Source organism: Variovorax soli NBRC 106424 (assembly GCF_001591385.1).
Classification (GTDB): domain Bacteria; phylum Pseudomonadota; class Gammaproteobacteria; order Burkholderiales; family Burkholderiaceae_C; genus Variovorax; species Variovorax soli.
On record NZ_BCUU01000002.1, the window covers coordinates 107,580 to 123,601 of the forward strand.

Consider the following 16,022-nt stretch of genomic DNA (forward strand, 5'->3'; position numbering starts at 1 on the left):
TCAGGCCGCCATCTCGGCAGGCTCTTGCGGATAGATGTCGGCCGTTTGCAGAGCGCGCGCCCGATGCCGCAGCACGCGCTCGAAATGCCGCGGATCGTGCGGCTTGAGCATCGATGCCTCGCGCGGCAGGTGGAAGTCCCACAGGCGGGAGATCCAGAAGCGCAGCGCCGCCGCACGCAGCATGGCCGGCAGCAGGTGGCGCTCGGCCGCGCCGAGCGGGCGCACCGACTGGTAGGCCTCCAGCAGCGCGGCGGCGCGTTCGGGGTGGTCGACGCCGGTGGGCAGGTCGACGGCCCAGTCGTTCAGGCACACGGCCAGGTCGAAGAGCCAGCTGTCGGTGCCGGCAAAGTAGAAGTCGAACACGCCCGAGAGGTGCGGCGGGTGGCCTGCTTCATCCTCACGCACGGCGAACATCACGTTGTCGCGGAACAGGTCGGCATGCACCGGTCCGCGGGGCACGGCGGCATAGGCGGCCGACTCGGCCACGTGGTTCTGGTAGGCGAGTTCGCTGGCCAGCAGCGCCGCCTGCGATTCGTCCAGGTAGGGCATGACCACGGGGGCCGTCTCATTCCACCAGTGCAGGCCGCGCAGGTTGGGCTGGATGCGCGGAAAGTCGCGCCCGGCCACATGCATGCGGGCCAGCATCCGGCCCAGCTCGGCGCAGTGCGCGGCGCCCGGGTCCAGCTCGCTCTTGCCCGCCAGGCGATGCACCACCGCGGCGGGCTTGCCGGCCACCGTGTGCAGGAACTCGCAAGGCGCATTGGCCGGAATCTCGAGCGCATGGCCGTCAGGCGGCGCGATGGCCGGGTCGGCAAAGGGCTCCGGCACCGGCAGGCCCTTGGCCGCCAAGTGCTTCATGAGGCACAGGTAGTAGGGGAGCTGGTCGGCCCGAAGGCGCTCGAACAGCGTCAGCACGAACTCGCCCTGGTCCGTGGTGGCGAAGTAGTTGGTGTTCTCGATGCCGCCTTCGATGCCCTTGAGCGCTTGCAGCTCACCCAGGCCCAGGCGCGTCATCAACTCGCGGGCCTCGTCCAGCCCGACTTCGGTGAAGACTGCCACGCGGTGCTCAGAACTTCAGCACGTTCCACAGCGTGGGGCCGGTGCCGCTGCCGGCATCGCCTCCGCCTTGCTGGCCGGTGCGGCTGTTGTTGTTGTTCGGCACGACCTCGTACTGGGGCATGTTGGCGTTCTTGGGCGTGACGGTGATGCTTTGCGTCTGCCCGCCATAGCGCAGCTCGTCGACCTTGGCGCCGCCGTCGTCCACGTGGATGCGCTCGATCTTCTGGTTGCGGCGGCCTTCCTCCCGCTTCTCGGCCCGGCTCAGACCGTCGGCCGGTGCCGGCGCTGCGGACGGGGCGGCAGCGTCGGGCGCGGTGGTCTGGGCCTGTGCGATGCCGGCAAGGGCAAGGCATGCAATGGACAGCAGCGCGCTGCGGAAGAAGGAGGAGTGTGAGGCGGCCATGATGCAGATATTGTAGGTGGCGCCAAAGCCGCCTGCTGCCCATTTTGCGCCCGCGAACGGCCCTGGCGCCGGCAGGCAAAATGCCTGGATGACCGAGAACAAGACCCTGCTGCTCGTGGACGGTTCGAGCTACCTCTACCGCGCCTTCCATGCCATGCCCGACCTTCGCGCGGTGCCGGGCGACAGCACCAGCCCCGCGACCGGTGCCATTCGCGGAATGATCAACATGATGACGGCGCTGCGCCGGGAGGTTCGGGCCGACTACGCCGCCTGCATATTTGATGCGCCCGGAAAGACCTTCCGCGACGAGTGGTATCCCCAGTACAAGGCCAACCGCTCGCCCATGCCGGACGACCTGCGAAGCCAGATCGAGCCGATCCACGAGGTGGTGCGCCTCTTGGGCTGGCCGGTGCTCCATGTGCCGGACGTGGAAGCGGACGACGTCATCGGCACGCTGGCGCGCCTGGGCGCCGAGCAGGGCATGCAGGTCATCGTCTCCAGCGGCGACAAGGACCTGAGCCAGCTGGTGACCGATCGCATCACCATCATCGACACGATGAACGGCAAGAAGCGCGACGTGGCGGGCGTCACGGCCGAGTTCGGCGTGCCGCCCAGCCTGATGGTCGACTACCAGACCCTGGTGGGCGACAGCGTGGACAACGTGCCCGGCGTGGAGAAGGTCGGGCCCAAGACGGCGGCCAAGTGGCTGCTGCAGTACGGTTCGCTCGATGCGCTGATCGCCAGTGCGTCCGAGATCAAGGGCGCTGCCGGCGAGAACCTGCGCAAGGCGCTGGACTGGCTGCCGCAGGGGCGCCGCCTGGTGACCATCCGCACCGACTGCGACCTTGCGGGTCACGTCGAGGGGTTGCCGGCGCTGGACGGCATCGCCATCGGGCCGCAGCAGGTCGATGCGCTCAAGAAGTTCTACGACCGCTTCGGCTTCAAGAGCCTGGTGAAGGCGCTGGAGGCGCAGGAAGCGCCGCCGGAGCTGGTGGGCGAGGTGCCTTGCCCACCCGGCATGGAAGGCGCTGCGGGTGTCATCGATGCGAGCGCGATGGCCGCGGCCGCGCCGGCCAGCAACCTGGTCTACGACACGGTGCTGACCTGGGAAGCGTTCGACAAGTGGCTGGACAAGCTGCACGCGGCGGAACTCACCGCCATCGACACCGAAACCAGCTCGCTGGACGAAATGGTCGCGCAGATCGTCGGCATTTCCTTCAGCGTGACGCCCGGCGAGGCGGCCTACGTGCCGCTGGCGCACAACTATCCCGATGCGGCCGTGCAGCTGCCGATCGACGAAGTGCTCGCGCGCCTCAAGCCCTGGCTGGAAGACCCAGCCAAGAAGAAGCTGGGCCAGCACATCAAGTACGACCGCCACGTGTTCGCCAACCACGGCATCGAGGTGCAGGGCTACGCACACGACACCATGCTGCAAAGCTACGTGCTCGAAGTGCACAAGCCGCACGGCCTCACCAGCCTGGCAGAGCGCCACCTGGGCCGCACCGGCATCGACTACGAAGACCTGTGCGGCAAGGGCGCGCACCAGATTCCTTTTTCGCAGGTGGACATCGCCAAGGCGGCCGAATATGCCTGCGAAGACTCGGATCTGACGCTGGACGTGCACCGCAGCCTGTGGCCGCAGCTGCAGGCCAACGCGCAGTTGGGCTTCATCTACCAGCTGGAGATGGACAGCAGTGAGACGCTCTATCGCATCGAACGCAACGGCGTGCTGATCGACGCGCCCACGCTGGCGGCGCAGAGCCACGAGCTGGGCACCCGCATCATGGCGCTGGAGCAGGAGGCCTACAACCTGGCCGGCCAGCCCTTCAACCTGGGCAGCCCCAAGCAGATCGGCGACATCTTCTTCAACAAGCTGGGCCTGCCCGTGGTGAAGAAAACGCCCAGCGGCGCGCCCAGCACCGATGAAGAAGTGCTCGAGAAACTGGCCGAGGACTTTCCGCTGCCGGCCAAGATCCTGGAGCACCGCGGCCTGTCCAAGCTCAAGAGCACCTACACCGACAAGCTCGGGCAGCTGGCCCATCCGCGCAGCGGGCGGGTCCACACCCACTACGCGCAGGCGGTGGCGGTGACGGGGCGGCTGTCGAGCAACGAGCCGAACCTGCAGAACATTCCGATCCGCACGCCCGAAGGCCGGCGCGTGCGCGAGGCCTTCGTGGCGCCCGCCGGCAGCCAGATCGTGAGCTGCGACTACTCGCAGATCGAGCTGCGCATCATGGCCCACATCAGCGGGGACGAGGCGCTGCTGCGCGCCTTCACCGAAGGGCTGGACGTGCACCGCGCCACCGCCGCCGAGGTGTTCGGCGTGCCGCCCGAGCAGGTCAGCAGCGAGCAGCGCCGCTATGCCAAGGTGATCAACTTCGGCCTGATCTACGGCATGAGCAGCTTCGGCCTGGCGCGCAACCTCGGCATCGACAATGCGGCGGCCAAGAGCTACATCGACCGCTACTTCGCGCGCTACCCGGGCGTGAAGGCCTACATGGACGACACGCGGCAGTCGGCCAAGGACCGGGGCTATGTGGAGACGGTGTTCGGCCGGCGCCTGTACCTGCCCGAGATCAAGTCGCCCAACGGCCCGCGCCGCGGGGCGGCCGAGCGTGCCGCCATCAATGCGCCAATGCAGGGCACGGCGGCCGACCTGATCAAGTTGAGCATGGTCAAGATCCAGGACGTGCTCGATGCCGAGAAGCGCGCCACCAAGATGATCATGCAGGTGCACGACGAACTGGTGTTCGAGGTGCCCGATGCCGAGATCGACTGGGTGAAGGCCGAGATGCCGCGCCTCATGGCCGGCGTGGCGCAGCTCAAGGTGCCGCTACTGGCAGAGGTCGGTGTCGGTCCCAACTGGGACAAGGCGCACTGAGCCTGCGCTGCTCGCGCTGCGGCGGAAGAAGGCGCGGCTCGCGAGCGCAAGTGCGCCCACGCCCAGGCCGGCATACAGCATCGCGTCGCCGAATCCCTGGCGCAGCGCTGCCTGCGCGAGTGCCGGGCCGCCTGCGGCCGCCATGGCATCGAGCTTGCCCGCGGCGATGTCCTGCGCGAGCTGCAGCAGCGCTTGCGGCGTTGCGTCCAGCGCGGCTTCGCCCAGGCGGCGCGCAATGCCGCTCACCAGCACGAAACCCATCAGCGCGATGTTGAAGGCCAGCGTGATCAGCCGCGCGCTGAAGTCGATGCCCGAGGCCATGCCCGCGCGCGCCGCCGGCACCGAACCGGTGCTGGTGTTGGTGACGGGCGAGTTCGTGAGGCCCAGGCCGACGCCGGCCGCCAGGCAGGCGGCGATCACCGTGGCGTCGCTGCCGCGCGCATTGCCCGCGGCCATGAGCAGGAAGGCCGCGGCCATGAGCCCCAGGCCTGCGGGGATGACGCGCTCGGCGCCATGGCGCAGTGCCAGGCGCTCGGCCACCGGCGGCACCATCAGCGTCGGCAGCGTGTAGGCCAGCAGCGCCCAGCCCGCACGCATCACGTCATAGCCCAGGGCCGCCTGGAAATAGATCGGCAGGTAGATCATGAAGGGCCAGAAGCTGAAGTTCATGCCCATCGAGCCCATCATCGCGCCGTTGAAGCGGTGGATGCGCAGCACCGAGAAGTCGAACATCGGATGCGCGCTGCGCCGCTCGGCCACGATGAAGAGCACGAGGCCGGCAGCCGCCACCGCAAGCAGCGCGAGCCCGGGCCCGCTCGCAAAGCCCCGCACCGTGCCGAGGGTGATGAAGTAGACCAGCGCGAACACCGCCAGCGTCAGCGTGAGCATGCCGGCCACATCGAGCCGGTGCGCCGCCGGGTCGCGCGACTCCTGCACGCTTGCATGCACGAGGCCGAGCGTGAGCAGCGTGAGCGGCGCGTGCACCAGGAATACCCAGCGCCAGTCGGCCAGCGCCACGATGGCGGCGCCCGCCAGCGGGCCGAAGCCCAGCCCGATGCCCGCGACCACACCCCAGACCGCGAAGGCGCGCGAGCGCGCCGCTGGCTCGCGGAACTGCTGCGACAGGATCGCAAACTGGCAGATCATCATCGCGCCGGCGCCCACGCCCTGCGCGAAGCGCGCGGCGATCAAGAGCGGCGCGCTCGGCGCAAGTCCGCAGGCCAGCGAGGCGAGCCCGAACAGCCACAGGCTCGCCACCAGCACGCGGCGCCGGCCGTAGCGGTCCGCCAGCGTGCCAGCGGCCATCAGCACCGAGGTGCAGGCGAGGGTGTAGGCATTCATGATCCATTGCGCGTCCTGGAAGTCGGCGTGCAGCACTTCTTCGAGTGCGGGCAGGATCACGGGCACGCTGGAGATCTCGAGCCCGAACATCAGGGCGACGAGGCAGATGGCGGTGAGCGCGGCGCCATCGCGGCGCGCAGGGGAAGTGGAAGAGGTCGTGTGCATCCGCCGATCTTGTTGGGAAACGGCTTCCTCATTGGCGACATCTTCTCAGCGGATTCGGGAATGCAAAGGCACAATCGCCGCCCATGACGACCGACCGATTCGATGGCATCCAGACCTTTCTCGAGGTGGTGGAAAGCGGCAGTCTCACGCTCGCGGCCGAGCGCCTGAACCTCACGCGGTCGGCCGTGGGCAAGGCGCTCGCGCGGCTGGAGGCGCGCCTCGGCGTGCGCCTGCTCCAGCGCACCACGCGCAGCCAGAGCCTCACTGAGGAAGGGCAGGCCTACTACGAGCACTGCCTGCGTGCGCAGGCCGAGCTCGAGGCCGCGGAATCGGGCCTCGAGAGCGGCCGGCGCGAGCCGCGCGGACGGCTGCGCGCAAGCGTGCCGCTGGCCTTTGGCCACCACTATGCGGCGCCCGCGCTGCTGGGCCTGATCGATCGCCATCCGCAGCTGCATGTGGAGGTCTCGATCAACGACCGCTTCGTCGACCTGGTGCAGGAGGGCTACGACCTGGCGGTGCGCATCGGCGACCTGCCCGACAGCGACCGGCTGGTGGCGCGCCGCCTGGGCGAGCAGACCATGATGCTCGCGGCGGCGCCGTCGTACCTGGCGCGATTCGGCCGGCCGGCCAGCGTGGCCGAACTGGCGCAGCACCGCGGCATCGACTACTGCTGCCCCGACCGTGCGCAGCGCGAACTGCGCGATCCGCAGGGCCGCACGCACACCGTCATGCTGCCCTGGCGCGCCCGCTTCAGCGACCTGCAGGCGGTGGCCGACGCGGCCATCGCAGGCGCCGGCATCGGCTGGCTGCCGAACTGGCTGCTGGCGCGTTATGCGCGCTCGGGTCAGCTGGAGGCGGTGCTGGCCGATCACCGCGCCGAACCGATGCCGATCCATGTGGTGTGGCCGCGTGCGCGCCACATGCCGGCCAAGACGCGCTGCGCGGTCGACGCCCTGGTCGCGGCCGTGCCCGAGTGCATGGAAGAATGCCGGGCCCGCGAACCATCCGACACGCGGCGCAGTAGAAGAACACAAGGAAGCCATTCATGACCCGATTCCCCTCTCGATCGTGGCGCCGCCTGGGCGGTGCCGTCCTGCTGGCCGCGGCCTGCCAATGCGCCCTGGCGGCGCCCGATGCGCGCATAGCTGCCCTGGCCGCGCAGCAGAAGCAGCCGCTGCTCGACTCGCTGTCGCAGCTGGTGGGCATCGAGTCCGGCAGCCGCGACCTGGAGGGCCTCGCGAAGATCGCGGATCTGATCGCCGGCAAGCTCAAGGCGATGGGCGGTGAGGTGGAGCTGGTCGACACCACGGCCCATGCCTACCGCATGGAGGACACGCCCGAGCAGATCGGCCGCGCGGTACGCGCCACCTTCAAGGGCGCGGGCACGAAGAAGATCATGCTGATTGCCCACATGGATACGGTGTACCAGCGCGGCATGCTGGAAAAGCAGCCGTTCCGCATCGAGGGCGACAAGGCCTACGGCCTGGGCATCGCGGACGACAAGCAGGGCATCGCCGTCATCCTGCACACGGTGGCGCTGCTGAAGGCGCTGCAGTTCAACGACTACGGCACACTCACGGTGCTGATCAACGGCGACGAGGAAATCAGCTCGCCCGGTTCGCGCGCACTCATCACGAAGCTGGGCAGCGAGCATGACGCGGTGCTGTCCTTCGAAGGCGCGTCGATCAAGGAAGACAAGCTGTCGCTGGCCACGGCCGGCATCGCTTCGGTCACGCTCAATGTCACGGGCAAGGCCTCGCATGCGGGTTCGGCGCCCGAGGCGGGCGTGAACGCGCTGTACGAGCTGTCGCACCAGATCCTGCAGATGCGCGACCTGTCGGACCCGGCCACGGGCCTGAAGATGAACTGGACGATCGCCAAGGCCGGCACGAACCGCAACGTGATTCCCGCAACGGCATCCGCCGGTGCGGATGTGCGTGTGCTGAAGGTGAGCGACTATGACCGCATCGAGCAGCAGGTGAACGAGCGCATCAAGAAGCAGCTGGTGCCGCAGGCCAAGGTCGAGATGCGCTTCGAGCGCCGCCGTCCGCCGCTGGAGGCCAACGCCGCCTCGCGCGCCATGGCCAGCCATGCGCAGGCCATCTACAAGGAGCTGGATCGTCCCCTGGGCGCGGACGCGGTGGCGGCCGGCGGCGGCACCGATGCCGCCTTTGCTGCGTTGCAGGCCAAGGGCGCGGTGGTCGAGCGCTTCGGGCTGCAGGGATTTGGCGCGCATTCCGCGGATGCCGAGTACGTGCTCATCGATTCGATCGAGCCGCGCTTGTACCTGGCGGCGCGTTTGATCATGGACATTTCACGGGGGCAGGTCGGCGGGATGTAAGGTGCCGCTTTCGGGTGTTTGTGCGGGGCAAAGGCCTGTGTGCCTGCGGGCGGCGGTGCGCCCACTCAGGCGGTCGGCTTCGCCGCCTTCCCTGCGCTGCTCGGCGCCCGAGAGGGCGCACCGCCGCCCGCAGGCACACAGGCCTTTGCCAGGACGCGTTGTTGTTCTTCCGCTGGTCTAACGAACGAAGCTGGCGGTCATCGCTCAGCGGTGATACGACCGACCACTTGTTGAGGGAACGATGGTTGGCTTTTCCCTGCTTTCTCTCGCTGATACCGACACGCCGTCTCCAGGCGGGGTGCGGCAGGCATCGACCGCCCCGGTACGAGCCCCCGGCCCCTGGCGCCTGCCGCGCCCGCCCACCCACGAGCTCAGGCCACCCCGAAACAAGCGCACTCAGTCCGCCGTCAACGCCGTTCCAATCCGAAGCGCAGACCCGAACGCCAGCGTGAATCCCAGCGCCCCGTGCCCCGTGTTGAACAGCAGGTTGGAAGGCGCGTTCGGAAGACGCCCGATGATGGGCCGTCCGGTCGGCGTGGCCGGCCGCATGCCCGTCCATGGATGGAGGTCGTCGAAGCGGCTGCAGTGCGGAAACAGGGCGCGGGTGGCGGCCACCAGCGACTCGATGCGCTCGGCCGGAATGCTGGCGTCATGCCCCACCAGCTCGGCCATGCCCGCCACCCGCAAGCGGGAGCCGATGCGCGCGAACACCACCTTGCGCGCACTGTCCGTCACGTTCACATGCGGCGCCGCACCGGGCGCGTCGTCCACATCCACGGTGATGCTGTAGCCCTTGAGCGGATACACCGGCAGGTAGGCGCCCAGTTCGCGCCCGAGCCTTTGAGACGCGCTGCCCAGCGCCAGCACATAGGCGTCCGCCTCGAAGGGGCCGGCACTGGTGAGTGCCGCGGCCACCCTGCTGCCCGATTGCACGAAACCCTGCACCTCCACGCCCAGGTGAAAGTTCACGCCGCGCTGCGCCAGCGCTGCTTCGAGTTCGGTGCACAGCTTCAGGCAGTCGGCAGCGCATTCGCTGGGCGTGTGGATCGCCCCGGCGATTCGGTTCTTGTAGTAGGCCAGGGCGGGCTCGATCGCGATGCACTCGTCGGGCGTCAACAGCCGCTGGCCGCCGCCACTGCCCAGCTCGCGCTGCAGTTCCAGCTGACGCCGCGCGCCTTCCAGGCTGGGGGCGCTGCTGTAGAGCACCAGCTTGCCGGTGGCTGAAAAGTCGCAGTGCGGCTCCAGCTCCGCCATCATTTCCTCGAAAGCGGCGCGGCTTTGCGCGGCCAGCGCCAGCAATTGGGCCGTCGTTTCGCGCGAGGTGTTCGCATTGCAGGCGGCCAGGAAGGCCAGCCCCCAGCGCCATTGCAGCGGATCGAGCCGGGGGCGCAGCTTCAGCGGCGACTGGGGCGACAGCAGCAGCTTGGGCAACTGCTTCCAGATCGAGGGATCGGCCAGGGGCTGCACGTACGAATAGCTCAGCTGCGCGCCGTTGCCGCCGCTGGCCCCGTGGCCGGGTGCGTCCCGTTCGATCACGCTCACCCGATAGCCCTCGCGGTGCAGCTGCCAGGCGGTCGCCAGTCCGACGATGCCGGCGCCCAGAACGCAAACGTGCTTTGGATTCATCGGCCTCGATTGTGTGGCGGCCAAACCGGACGCATCAAGGCGTGGAAGGCTTATTGGGGCTGCCGCCATTGCATCGGCGCGACGGTCCTTCCTACACTGGCCCCGCTCTTGCTAACGCATGGCCACTTCCAACTTAAATCGAAAGGTTCGAATGAACAAGAAGATCTCTTTGTTTTTCGCGGCTCTCCTGCTGGGCGCCACCGGCGCGCAGGCCGCGGACACGCTGGGCAAGATCGCCCAGAGCGGCAAGATCACGCTGGCCTATCGCGAGTCGTCGGTGCCCTTCAGCTACCTCAACGGGCCGAACCAGCCGATCGGCTTCTCGGTCGAGCTGTCCAACGCGGTGGTCGAGTCGGTCAAGAAGAAGCTGAACAAGCCCAACCTGGAAGTGGCCTGGATGCCGGTGACTTCTCAGAACCGCATTCCGCTGCTGAGCAACGGCACCATCGACCTGGAATGCGGCTCCACCACCAACAACTCGGCGCGCGCCAAGGAAGTGAGCTTTGCCATCAACCACTTCTACACCGGCACGCGCCTCTTGGTGAAGAAGAGCTCCAACATCAAGGACTACGCCGACCTGGCCAAGAAGACCGTGTCTTCCACCACCGGCACCACCAATGCCCAGGTCATGCGCAAGTACAACAACGACAAGGGCCTGGACATGGACATCGTGCTGGCCAAGGACCATGCCGATGCCTTCCTGCTGGTGGAGTCGGGCCGCGCGGTGGCCTTTGCCATGGACGACATCCTGCTCTACGGCCTCATGAGCAATGCCAAGACGCCCTCGGACTTCGAGGTGGTGGGCGAGGCGCTGCAGGTCGAGCCCTATGCCTGCATGCTGCCCAAGGACGATGCGGCCTTCAAGCAGGTGGTGGACGACACCATCATCGGGCTGATGAAGAGCGGCGAGTTCGAGAAGATGTACACCAAGTGGTTCATGTCGCCCATTCCGCCCAAGAACGCGCCCCTGGGCCTGCCCATGAGCCCCCAGCTGCGGGACAACATCAAGGCGCCCAGCGACAAGCCGGCCACCTGAAGGATCAGCGGCACTTGACAGCGTTGCTAAGATGACCGGAAGGCTGCCGGCCCTGGCTGGCAGCACAGGTCATTCCTTTCCTCGGGGATGAAAAAGCCGGCCCGTGCCGGCTTTCCCTTTTTCTGCCTTGCCATGAATCTTCTAGCCATCCTTGTGGCGACCCTGGTCGCGGGAATCGGCAGCGTGTGGATCGCCGCGCTGCTGCTGCGCCTGCAGCGCCGCCCCGCCAGCGGCAGCCTGCCTGCGGGCGACGCCGCTGCCAGCAGCGCGCAGTCGTTGCTGAGCCTGGCGGCCGGCGCGCTGCTGGCCACCGCCTTCATGCACCTGCTGCCCGAGGCCTTCGAGAGCGGCCGTGCGCCGGGCGCGCTGTTCGCCACGCTGCTGGGCGGGCTGGTGCTGTTCTTCCTGCTGGACAAGGCCGAGCTCTGGCACCACGGGCACGAGCATCACCATGGGCACGAACACCCCCCTGGCGAGCACGATGACCACCACGCGCACCATGGCCATGAGCATCATCATCACCATCACCACCACGCCCCGCGTGCCGGCGGCGGCTGGGCCGTGCTCACCGGCGACAGCGTGCACTGCTTCGGCGACGGCATCCTGATCGCATCGGCCTTCATGGCCGACCTGCGGCTGGGCGCGGTGGCGGCGCTGGCGGTGCTGGCGCACGAGGTGCCGCACCACATCGGCGACCTGGTGGTGCTGCGTCAGAGTTCATCCGACGCGCGCGTGGCACTGGTCAAGGTGTCGCTGGCCGGCACCATGACCGCCCTGGGCGGGCTGGCGGGCTGGTGGCTGGTCGACCAGCTGCAGGGCCTGCTGCCTTTCTTCCTGGTGCTGGCCAGCAGCAGCTTCATCTACGTGGCCCTGGCCGACCTGATTCCGCAACTGCAGAAGCGGCTGGGCGCGCGGCAGACTGGCGCCCAGATCGCCTGGCTGCTGGGCGGTATTGCCATGGTGACGCTGGTGAGCCTGGCGGTCCACGGCGGCCACGACCACGACCATGGTCATGACCACGACAGCCACGGCGAGGCGGGCCACGAGGATCACCGTCACTGAGCCGCCACGGCCGGGGCAGCAAACTTTCTGACACGCTCTGGCTCTGGCGAAATAGCGCGAACGCGCGCAACATCGGGGTCTGTCCGCCGAGGAAGTCCGATCATGAAGCGCCAGGAACCCAAAGTTCAGCCCGCCAAAGCTGCTGCCTCCAACGCCGTCGCCAACAACGAAGCCAAGGGTCGCAAGTTGCCTGGCGATGGCGAAGTGTTCGATCCGCCCGAGTCAGAGATCGAGGACGAATCCGACGTGCCGGACGACGAGCTGGAAGAGGAAACCGGCCTGGACCTCACTGACGCCAGCGAACTCGACGCGGACAACGTGTTGGCCGACGAGGAGTTCGATCGGGTGATGCAAGCACCGGACTGAAGCCCCCCGGCTTTTCACTCCCTTCGGTCGTGTAACTCCACCCCCCGAGGGGGAGACCCCACCAGGGGCCCGGCAAAGCCGGTTCCCCGGTGCGTGGCTGGTATGGGCCTGTCCTTTCGGACGGCCTCACTTTTCTTGGTGGGGGAGGCGCCTCGGACTACTTCTCAAGGATTGGGGCCCTGGCGGGTCGGGAGGCCGGGGGTGTTGCTCCACTCGCTCCAGCTGCCGGCGTAGAGGGCGGTGGTGCCCAGGCCGGCGATCTGCATGGCCAGGAGGTTGGGGACGGCGCTGACACCGCTGCCGCATTGGTGGACCACTGTGGCGGGGTCGCGGCCGGCGAGCAGGGCTTCGAATTCGGCGCGCAGCTGGGCGGCGGGCTTGAACTTGCCGTCGGGGCCCAGGTTCTCGGCAAAGGGGCGGTTCAGGGCGCCGGGAATGTGGCCGGCAATGGGGTCCAGCGGCTCGACTTCACCGCGATAGCGCGGCGCGGCGCGGGCGTCCACCACGGTCTGGGCGGGGTTGTCCAGCCGCTCGGCCACCTGGCGCGTGTCCACCAGGGTGGCCAGGGGGGGGCCGGGCACGAAGTTGGTCCGGAAGTGGGTGGGCTCCTCGCCGCTGCCGAGGGCGCCGCCCGCGGCCTGCCAGGCGGCGAGGCCGCCGTCGAGCACGGCCACGGCCTCGTGCCCCGCCCACTTGAGCATCCACCACAGCCGGCCGCAGTAGTTGGCGCCGTTGCGGTCGTAGACCACGGCCTGCATGTCGTTGGCAAATCCGACGCTGGACAGCCAGGCCGCAAAGGTCTCGCGGCTGGGCAGGGGGTGGCGGCCGCCGGAGGCCGGCGCGCCGGCTTCCTTCTGTGCAATGACCACGCCGCCCTTGCCGGGCGCGCCGTGCTTGGCGCTCAGATCGGTGTCGAGGTTGGCATAGACGGCGCCGGGAATGTGCGCCTCGCGGTAGAGCTGTTCGCCGGCCTCGGGCTTCATCAGGTCGAAGCTGCAGTCGAAGATCATCAGCGGCGCCTTGGCGCGCAACAGGTCCTGCAGTTCGCTGGCGGAAATCAGGGTGGTGTAGGCCATGGTGGTGGAGCGTCCTTCGGGGGAATATTCTGTTCTCAATGCTCTTCGGCGGGCGCGCGCGGCACGGCGCGCTGGCGCAGCACGGTGGCCGCGATGCCGCTGGCGACGATCAGGGCCATGCCGGCCCAGCCCATCGAATCGAGATGGTCGTTGAAGATGATCAGGCTGTAGATGGCGGCGAACACGATGCCCGAATACTGCAGGTTGGCCACCATCAACGTGGCCGCCGGGGTCTTGGCGGTGGCATAGGCGCGCGTCATGCACAACTGGCCCAGGGCGGCCAGCACGCCCACCGGAATCAACCACAGGGCATGGCTCCAGTTCCAGGGCGAAATGCCGGTCATGAGGGTGGCCACGCCGCCGGCCACCATGGAGCCCAGGGCAAAGTAGAAGACGGTGCGGGTCTCGGGCTCGCCGATGCGCGACAGGGCGATCACCTGCATGTAGGCAAAGGCGGCGGTGAGGCCCGACAGCAGCCCCATCAGGCCCGCGAAGCCCTGGTCTGCGCCCACGGTGGGGCGCAGCATCATCACCACGCCGCCGAAGCCGGCCAGCACGGTCAGGATCAAGGGGCCTTGCAGCGGGGGGCGCGGCACGCGGCCGTCGCGCCCGGGCATGGGCATCCAGGCCAGCAGCGTGCCGCCGACAAGGAAGGCGGCAATCCAGACGCTGCTCATGTAGTTCAGCGTCATGGCCGCGGCCAGCGGCATGCCGGCAATGGCGTAGAACCACGCACCCAGCGAGAACACGCCGACCAGGCTGCGCCAGGCATGCATGCCGGGATAGCGCGTGGCCAGCGACACGCCCTGGCGCCGCGCCAGCAGCCACAGGAAGACGATGCCGATGACGCCGCGCCAGAACACCAGCTCGGCGCTGGTGAACCAGGCCGAGGCCAGCTTGACGCACACCCCCATCGAGGCGAAGAAGAGTGCGGCCAAGACCATCCACAGTGCTTGCATGTGCGTCCCAGGAAAAGACCTCCGGCACCGCAAGCTGGCGCTGGATGAAAAAAAGAAAAAACTCAGTCGGCGGTGGCGTTCATCTGCGCGCGGTACCACTCGTGGAACTGCTGCATGCCGTCTTCCATGGGGCTCTGGTAGGGGCCCGCCTCGTTTTCGCCGCGCAGCAACAGGGCGCGGCGGCCGGCGTCCATGCGCTCGGCGATCTCGTCGTCTTCCACGCAGGTTTCCATGTAGGCGGCGCGCTGCGCCTCGACGAACTCGCGCTCGAAGAGGGCGATCTCCTCAGGGTAGAAGAACTCCACCATGTTCAGCGTCTTCTGCGGCCCCACCGGGTGCAGCGTGGAGACGGTGAGCACGTGCGGGTACCACTCGATCATCACGTGCGGGTAGTAGGTCAGCCAGATGGCGCCGTACTTCGGCGGCTTGCCCTCGCGGTACTTGAGCAACTGCTCCTGCCAGCGCTGGTACACCGGGCTGCCGGCGCGGCCCAGGCGGTTGGCCACGCCCACGGTCTGCACCGAGAAGTTGCGGTTGAACTCCCAGCGCAGGTCGTCGCAGGTCACGAAGCTGCCCAGGCCCGGATGGAAGGGCCCCACGTGGTAGTCCTCGAGGTAGACCTCGATGAAGGTCTTCCAGTTGTAGTTGCACTCGTGCAGCTCGACGTGGTCGAGCGTGTAGCCCTCGAAGTCGAGGTCGGCGCGCGGGCCCAGCTGGGCCAGGTCGGCCGCCACGTCGCGCCCGTTGGCCTCGAACAGCAGGCCGTTCCACTCGGTGAGCGGATAGTTGTGCAGGTTCAGGCACGGGTCCTGCGCGAAGTGGGGCGCACCGATGAGCGTGCCCGTGGTGCGCGGGTCGGCCGCCGCATAGGTCCAGCGGTGCAGCGGGCACACGATGTTGCCGCCGCCTTGCGTGTCCAGGCTGCCGCGGCCCTGCAGGATGACGGCCTGCCGGTGGCGGCACACGTTGGAGATGAGCTCCACGCCCTTGGGCGTGTGCACCAGCGCCCGGCCCTCGTGCTCCTGGGGCAGGGTGTGGAAGTTGCCCACCTCGGGCACCGCCAGGCGGTGGCCGACGTAGCGCGGCCCCTTGGCGAAGAGTGTCTGCATTTCGCGGGCGTACAGCGCCTCGTCGAAATACGCGGAAACGTGAAGTTGGCTGGAAGCCTGCTGCAGTTGAAGACTTAAATCAGACATGGGTGACCTGACCAAGCTCCCCACAGGGAGAGAACGACGCAAATGAAAAGGCAGGGGAACGAAGTTGGGTGCCCTGCCGCGTGGCGCACGTGCCGCGCATGTCTTGCCGATGCAGATCGGCCAGCTCGCACGGTTGCACGAAAAAAGAGGGTGGATTGTACCCGGCGCCCGTATTTCCGCCCCAGCCCTAAAATCCCTGGTTTCACACGAGATTGCATGCCCAAGGCGTCCTCATCCTCCCTCTTCGACGCGAGCGCGCTGCCGGCCACCTACGAGGCCGGGCTGGCCGAACTCGAACAACTGGTTTCCGCCCTCGAATCGGGGCAGCTCCCGCTGGACCAGCTGCTGGCCAGCTACCAGCGCGGGGCGGCCCTGCTGGCGTTCTGCCGCGACAAGCTGCAGGCGGTCGAAGACCAGATCAAGGTGCTCGACGCCGGCAACCTCAAGACATGGGCACCGGAATGAGCGCCGCGCCGGGCCGTCCCAAGCAAGCGAGCGCCCCCTTGGGGGG

14 protein-coding genes are annotated in these 16,022 nt (G+C 68.0%); 7 read left to right on the forward strand and 7 right to left on the reverse strand.

Translation table 11 applies throughout. The annotated features are described in order from the left end of the window. Both VSO01S_RS01260 and VSO01S_RS01265 read right to left on the reverse strand, forming a co-directional pair. Complete coding sequence (locus tag VSO01S_RS01260; RefSeq protein ID WP_068639984.1) at positions 1–1,059, reverse strand: homoserine kinase; 1,059 nt, start codon at positions 1,057–1,059, stop codon at positions 1–3. 7 nt (positions 1,060–1,066) lie between these two features. Next, a complete protein-coding gene (locus VSO01S_RS01265; RefSeq protein ID WP_068640015.1) occupies positions 1,067–1,462 on the reverse strand; it encodes a hypothetical protein in 396 nt (131 codons plus the stop codon). 88 nt (positions 1,463–1,550) lie between these two features. Between VSO01S_RS01265 and polA the strand changes: the two genes are divergently transcribed. Then, on the forward strand, positions 1,551–4,343 hold the full coding sequence (polA, locus tag VSO01S_RS01270; RefSeq protein ID WP_068639985.1) for a DNA polymerase I: 2,793 nt from the start codon (positions 1,551–1,553) through the stop codon (positions 4,341–4,343). Here polA and VSO01S_RS01275 read toward each other — a convergent pair. Then, positions 4,296–5,849: an MFS transporter gene (locus VSO01S_RS01275; protein ID WP_084241606.1), complete on the reverse strand. Its 1,554-nt coding sequence runs from the start codon at positions 5,847–5,849 to the stop codon at positions 4,296–4,298. The two genes, polA and VSO01S_RS01275, sit on opposite strands and share 48 nt — an antisense overlap. Positions 5,850–5,932: 83 nt before the next feature. On the opposite strand from VSO01S_RS01275, the gene VSO01S_RS01280 reads away from it, so the two are divergent. Continuing rightward, a complete protein-coding gene (locus tag VSO01S_RS01280) occupies positions 5,933–6,898 on the forward strand; it encodes a LysR family transcriptional regulator (protein ID WP_084241607.1) in 966 nt (321 codons plus the stop codon). After that, positions 6,895–8,190 carry a M20/M25/M40 family metallo-hydrolase gene (locus tag VSO01S_RS01285; protein ID WP_068639986.1) on the forward strand — a complete coding sequence of 432 codons (1,296 nt, stop codon included), beginning with the start codon at positions 6,895–6,897 and terminating at the stop codon, positions 8,188–8,190. Before VSO01S_RS01280 ends, VSO01S_RS01285 begins: the two co-directional genes overlap by 4 nt. Before the next feature lie 396 nt (positions 8,191–8,586). Here the strand turns inward: VSO01S_RS01285 and VSO01S_RS01290 are convergent, their stop codons facing one another. Next, on the reverse strand, positions 8,587–9,816 hold the full coding sequence (locus tag VSO01S_RS01290) for a D-amino acid dehydrogenase (RefSeq protein ID WP_084241608.1): 1,230 nt from the start codon (positions 9,814–9,816) through the stop codon (positions 8,587–8,589). Between the two features lie 151 nt (positions 9,817–9,967). Between VSO01S_RS01290 and VSO01S_RS01295 the strand changes: the two genes are divergently transcribed. The 3 genes from VSO01S_RS01295 (at position 9,968) to VSO01S_RS27680 (ending at position 12,280) form a co-directional block, all read left to right on the forward strand. Beyond that, the gene (locus VSO01S_RS01295) at positions 9,968–10,852 is read left to right on the forward strand and encodes a transporter substrate-binding domain-containing protein (RefSeq protein ID WP_068639987.1); all 885 of its coding nucleotides are present in this window, start codon (positions 9,968–9,970) and stop codon (positions 10,850–10,852) included. A gap of 132 nt (positions 10,853–10,984) precedes the next feature. Further along, positions 10,985–11,914, forward strand: coding sequence for a ZIP family metal transporter (locus VSO01S_RS01300; RefSeq protein ID WP_068640017.1), 930 nt, complete (start codon positions 10,985–10,987; stop codon positions 11,912–11,914). A 102-nt stretch (positions 11,915–12,016) separates the two neighbouring features. Continuing rightward, complete coding sequence (locus tag VSO01S_RS27680; protein WP_068639988.1) at positions 12,017–12,280, forward strand: hypothetical protein; 264 nt, start codon at positions 12,017–12,019, stop codon at positions 12,278–12,280. Between the two features lie 164 nt (positions 12,281–12,444). Here the strand turns inward: VSO01S_RS27680 and VSO01S_RS01310 are convergent, their stop codons facing one another. From VSO01S_RS01310 to VSO01S_RS01320, 3 genes are all read right to left on the reverse strand, one after another. Further along, positions 12,445–13,356 (reverse strand): sulfurtransferase, encoded by a 912-nt coding sequence (locus VSO01S_RS01310; RefSeq protein ID WP_068639989.1) that lies wholly within the window; start codon positions 13,354–13,356, stop codon positions 12,445–12,447. Positions 13,357–13,391: 35 nt separating this feature from the next. Next, the gene (locus tag VSO01S_RS01315) at positions 13,392–14,315 is read right to left on the reverse strand and encodes a DMT family transporter (RefSeq protein WP_068639990.1); all 924 of its coding nucleotides are present in this window, start codon (positions 14,313–14,315) and stop codon (positions 13,392–13,394) included. 62 nt (positions 14,316–14,377) lie between these two features. After that, positions 14,378–15,511, reverse strand: coding sequence for an aromatic ring-hydroxylating oxygenase subunit alpha (locus tag VSO01S_RS01320; protein ID WP_068639991.1), 1,134 nt, complete (start codon positions 15,509–15,511; stop codon positions 14,378–14,380). 216 nt (positions 15,512–15,727) lie between these two features. On the opposite strand from VSO01S_RS01320, the gene xseB reads away from it, so the two are divergent. Beyond that, on the forward strand, positions 15,728–15,976 hold the full coding sequence (gene xseB, locus VSO01S_RS01325; RefSeq protein WP_068639992.1) for an exodeoxyribonuclease VII small subunit: 249 nt from the start codon (positions 15,728–15,730) through the stop codon (positions 15,974–15,976). The last annotated feature ends 46 nt before the right edge of the window (positions 15,977–16,022 follow it).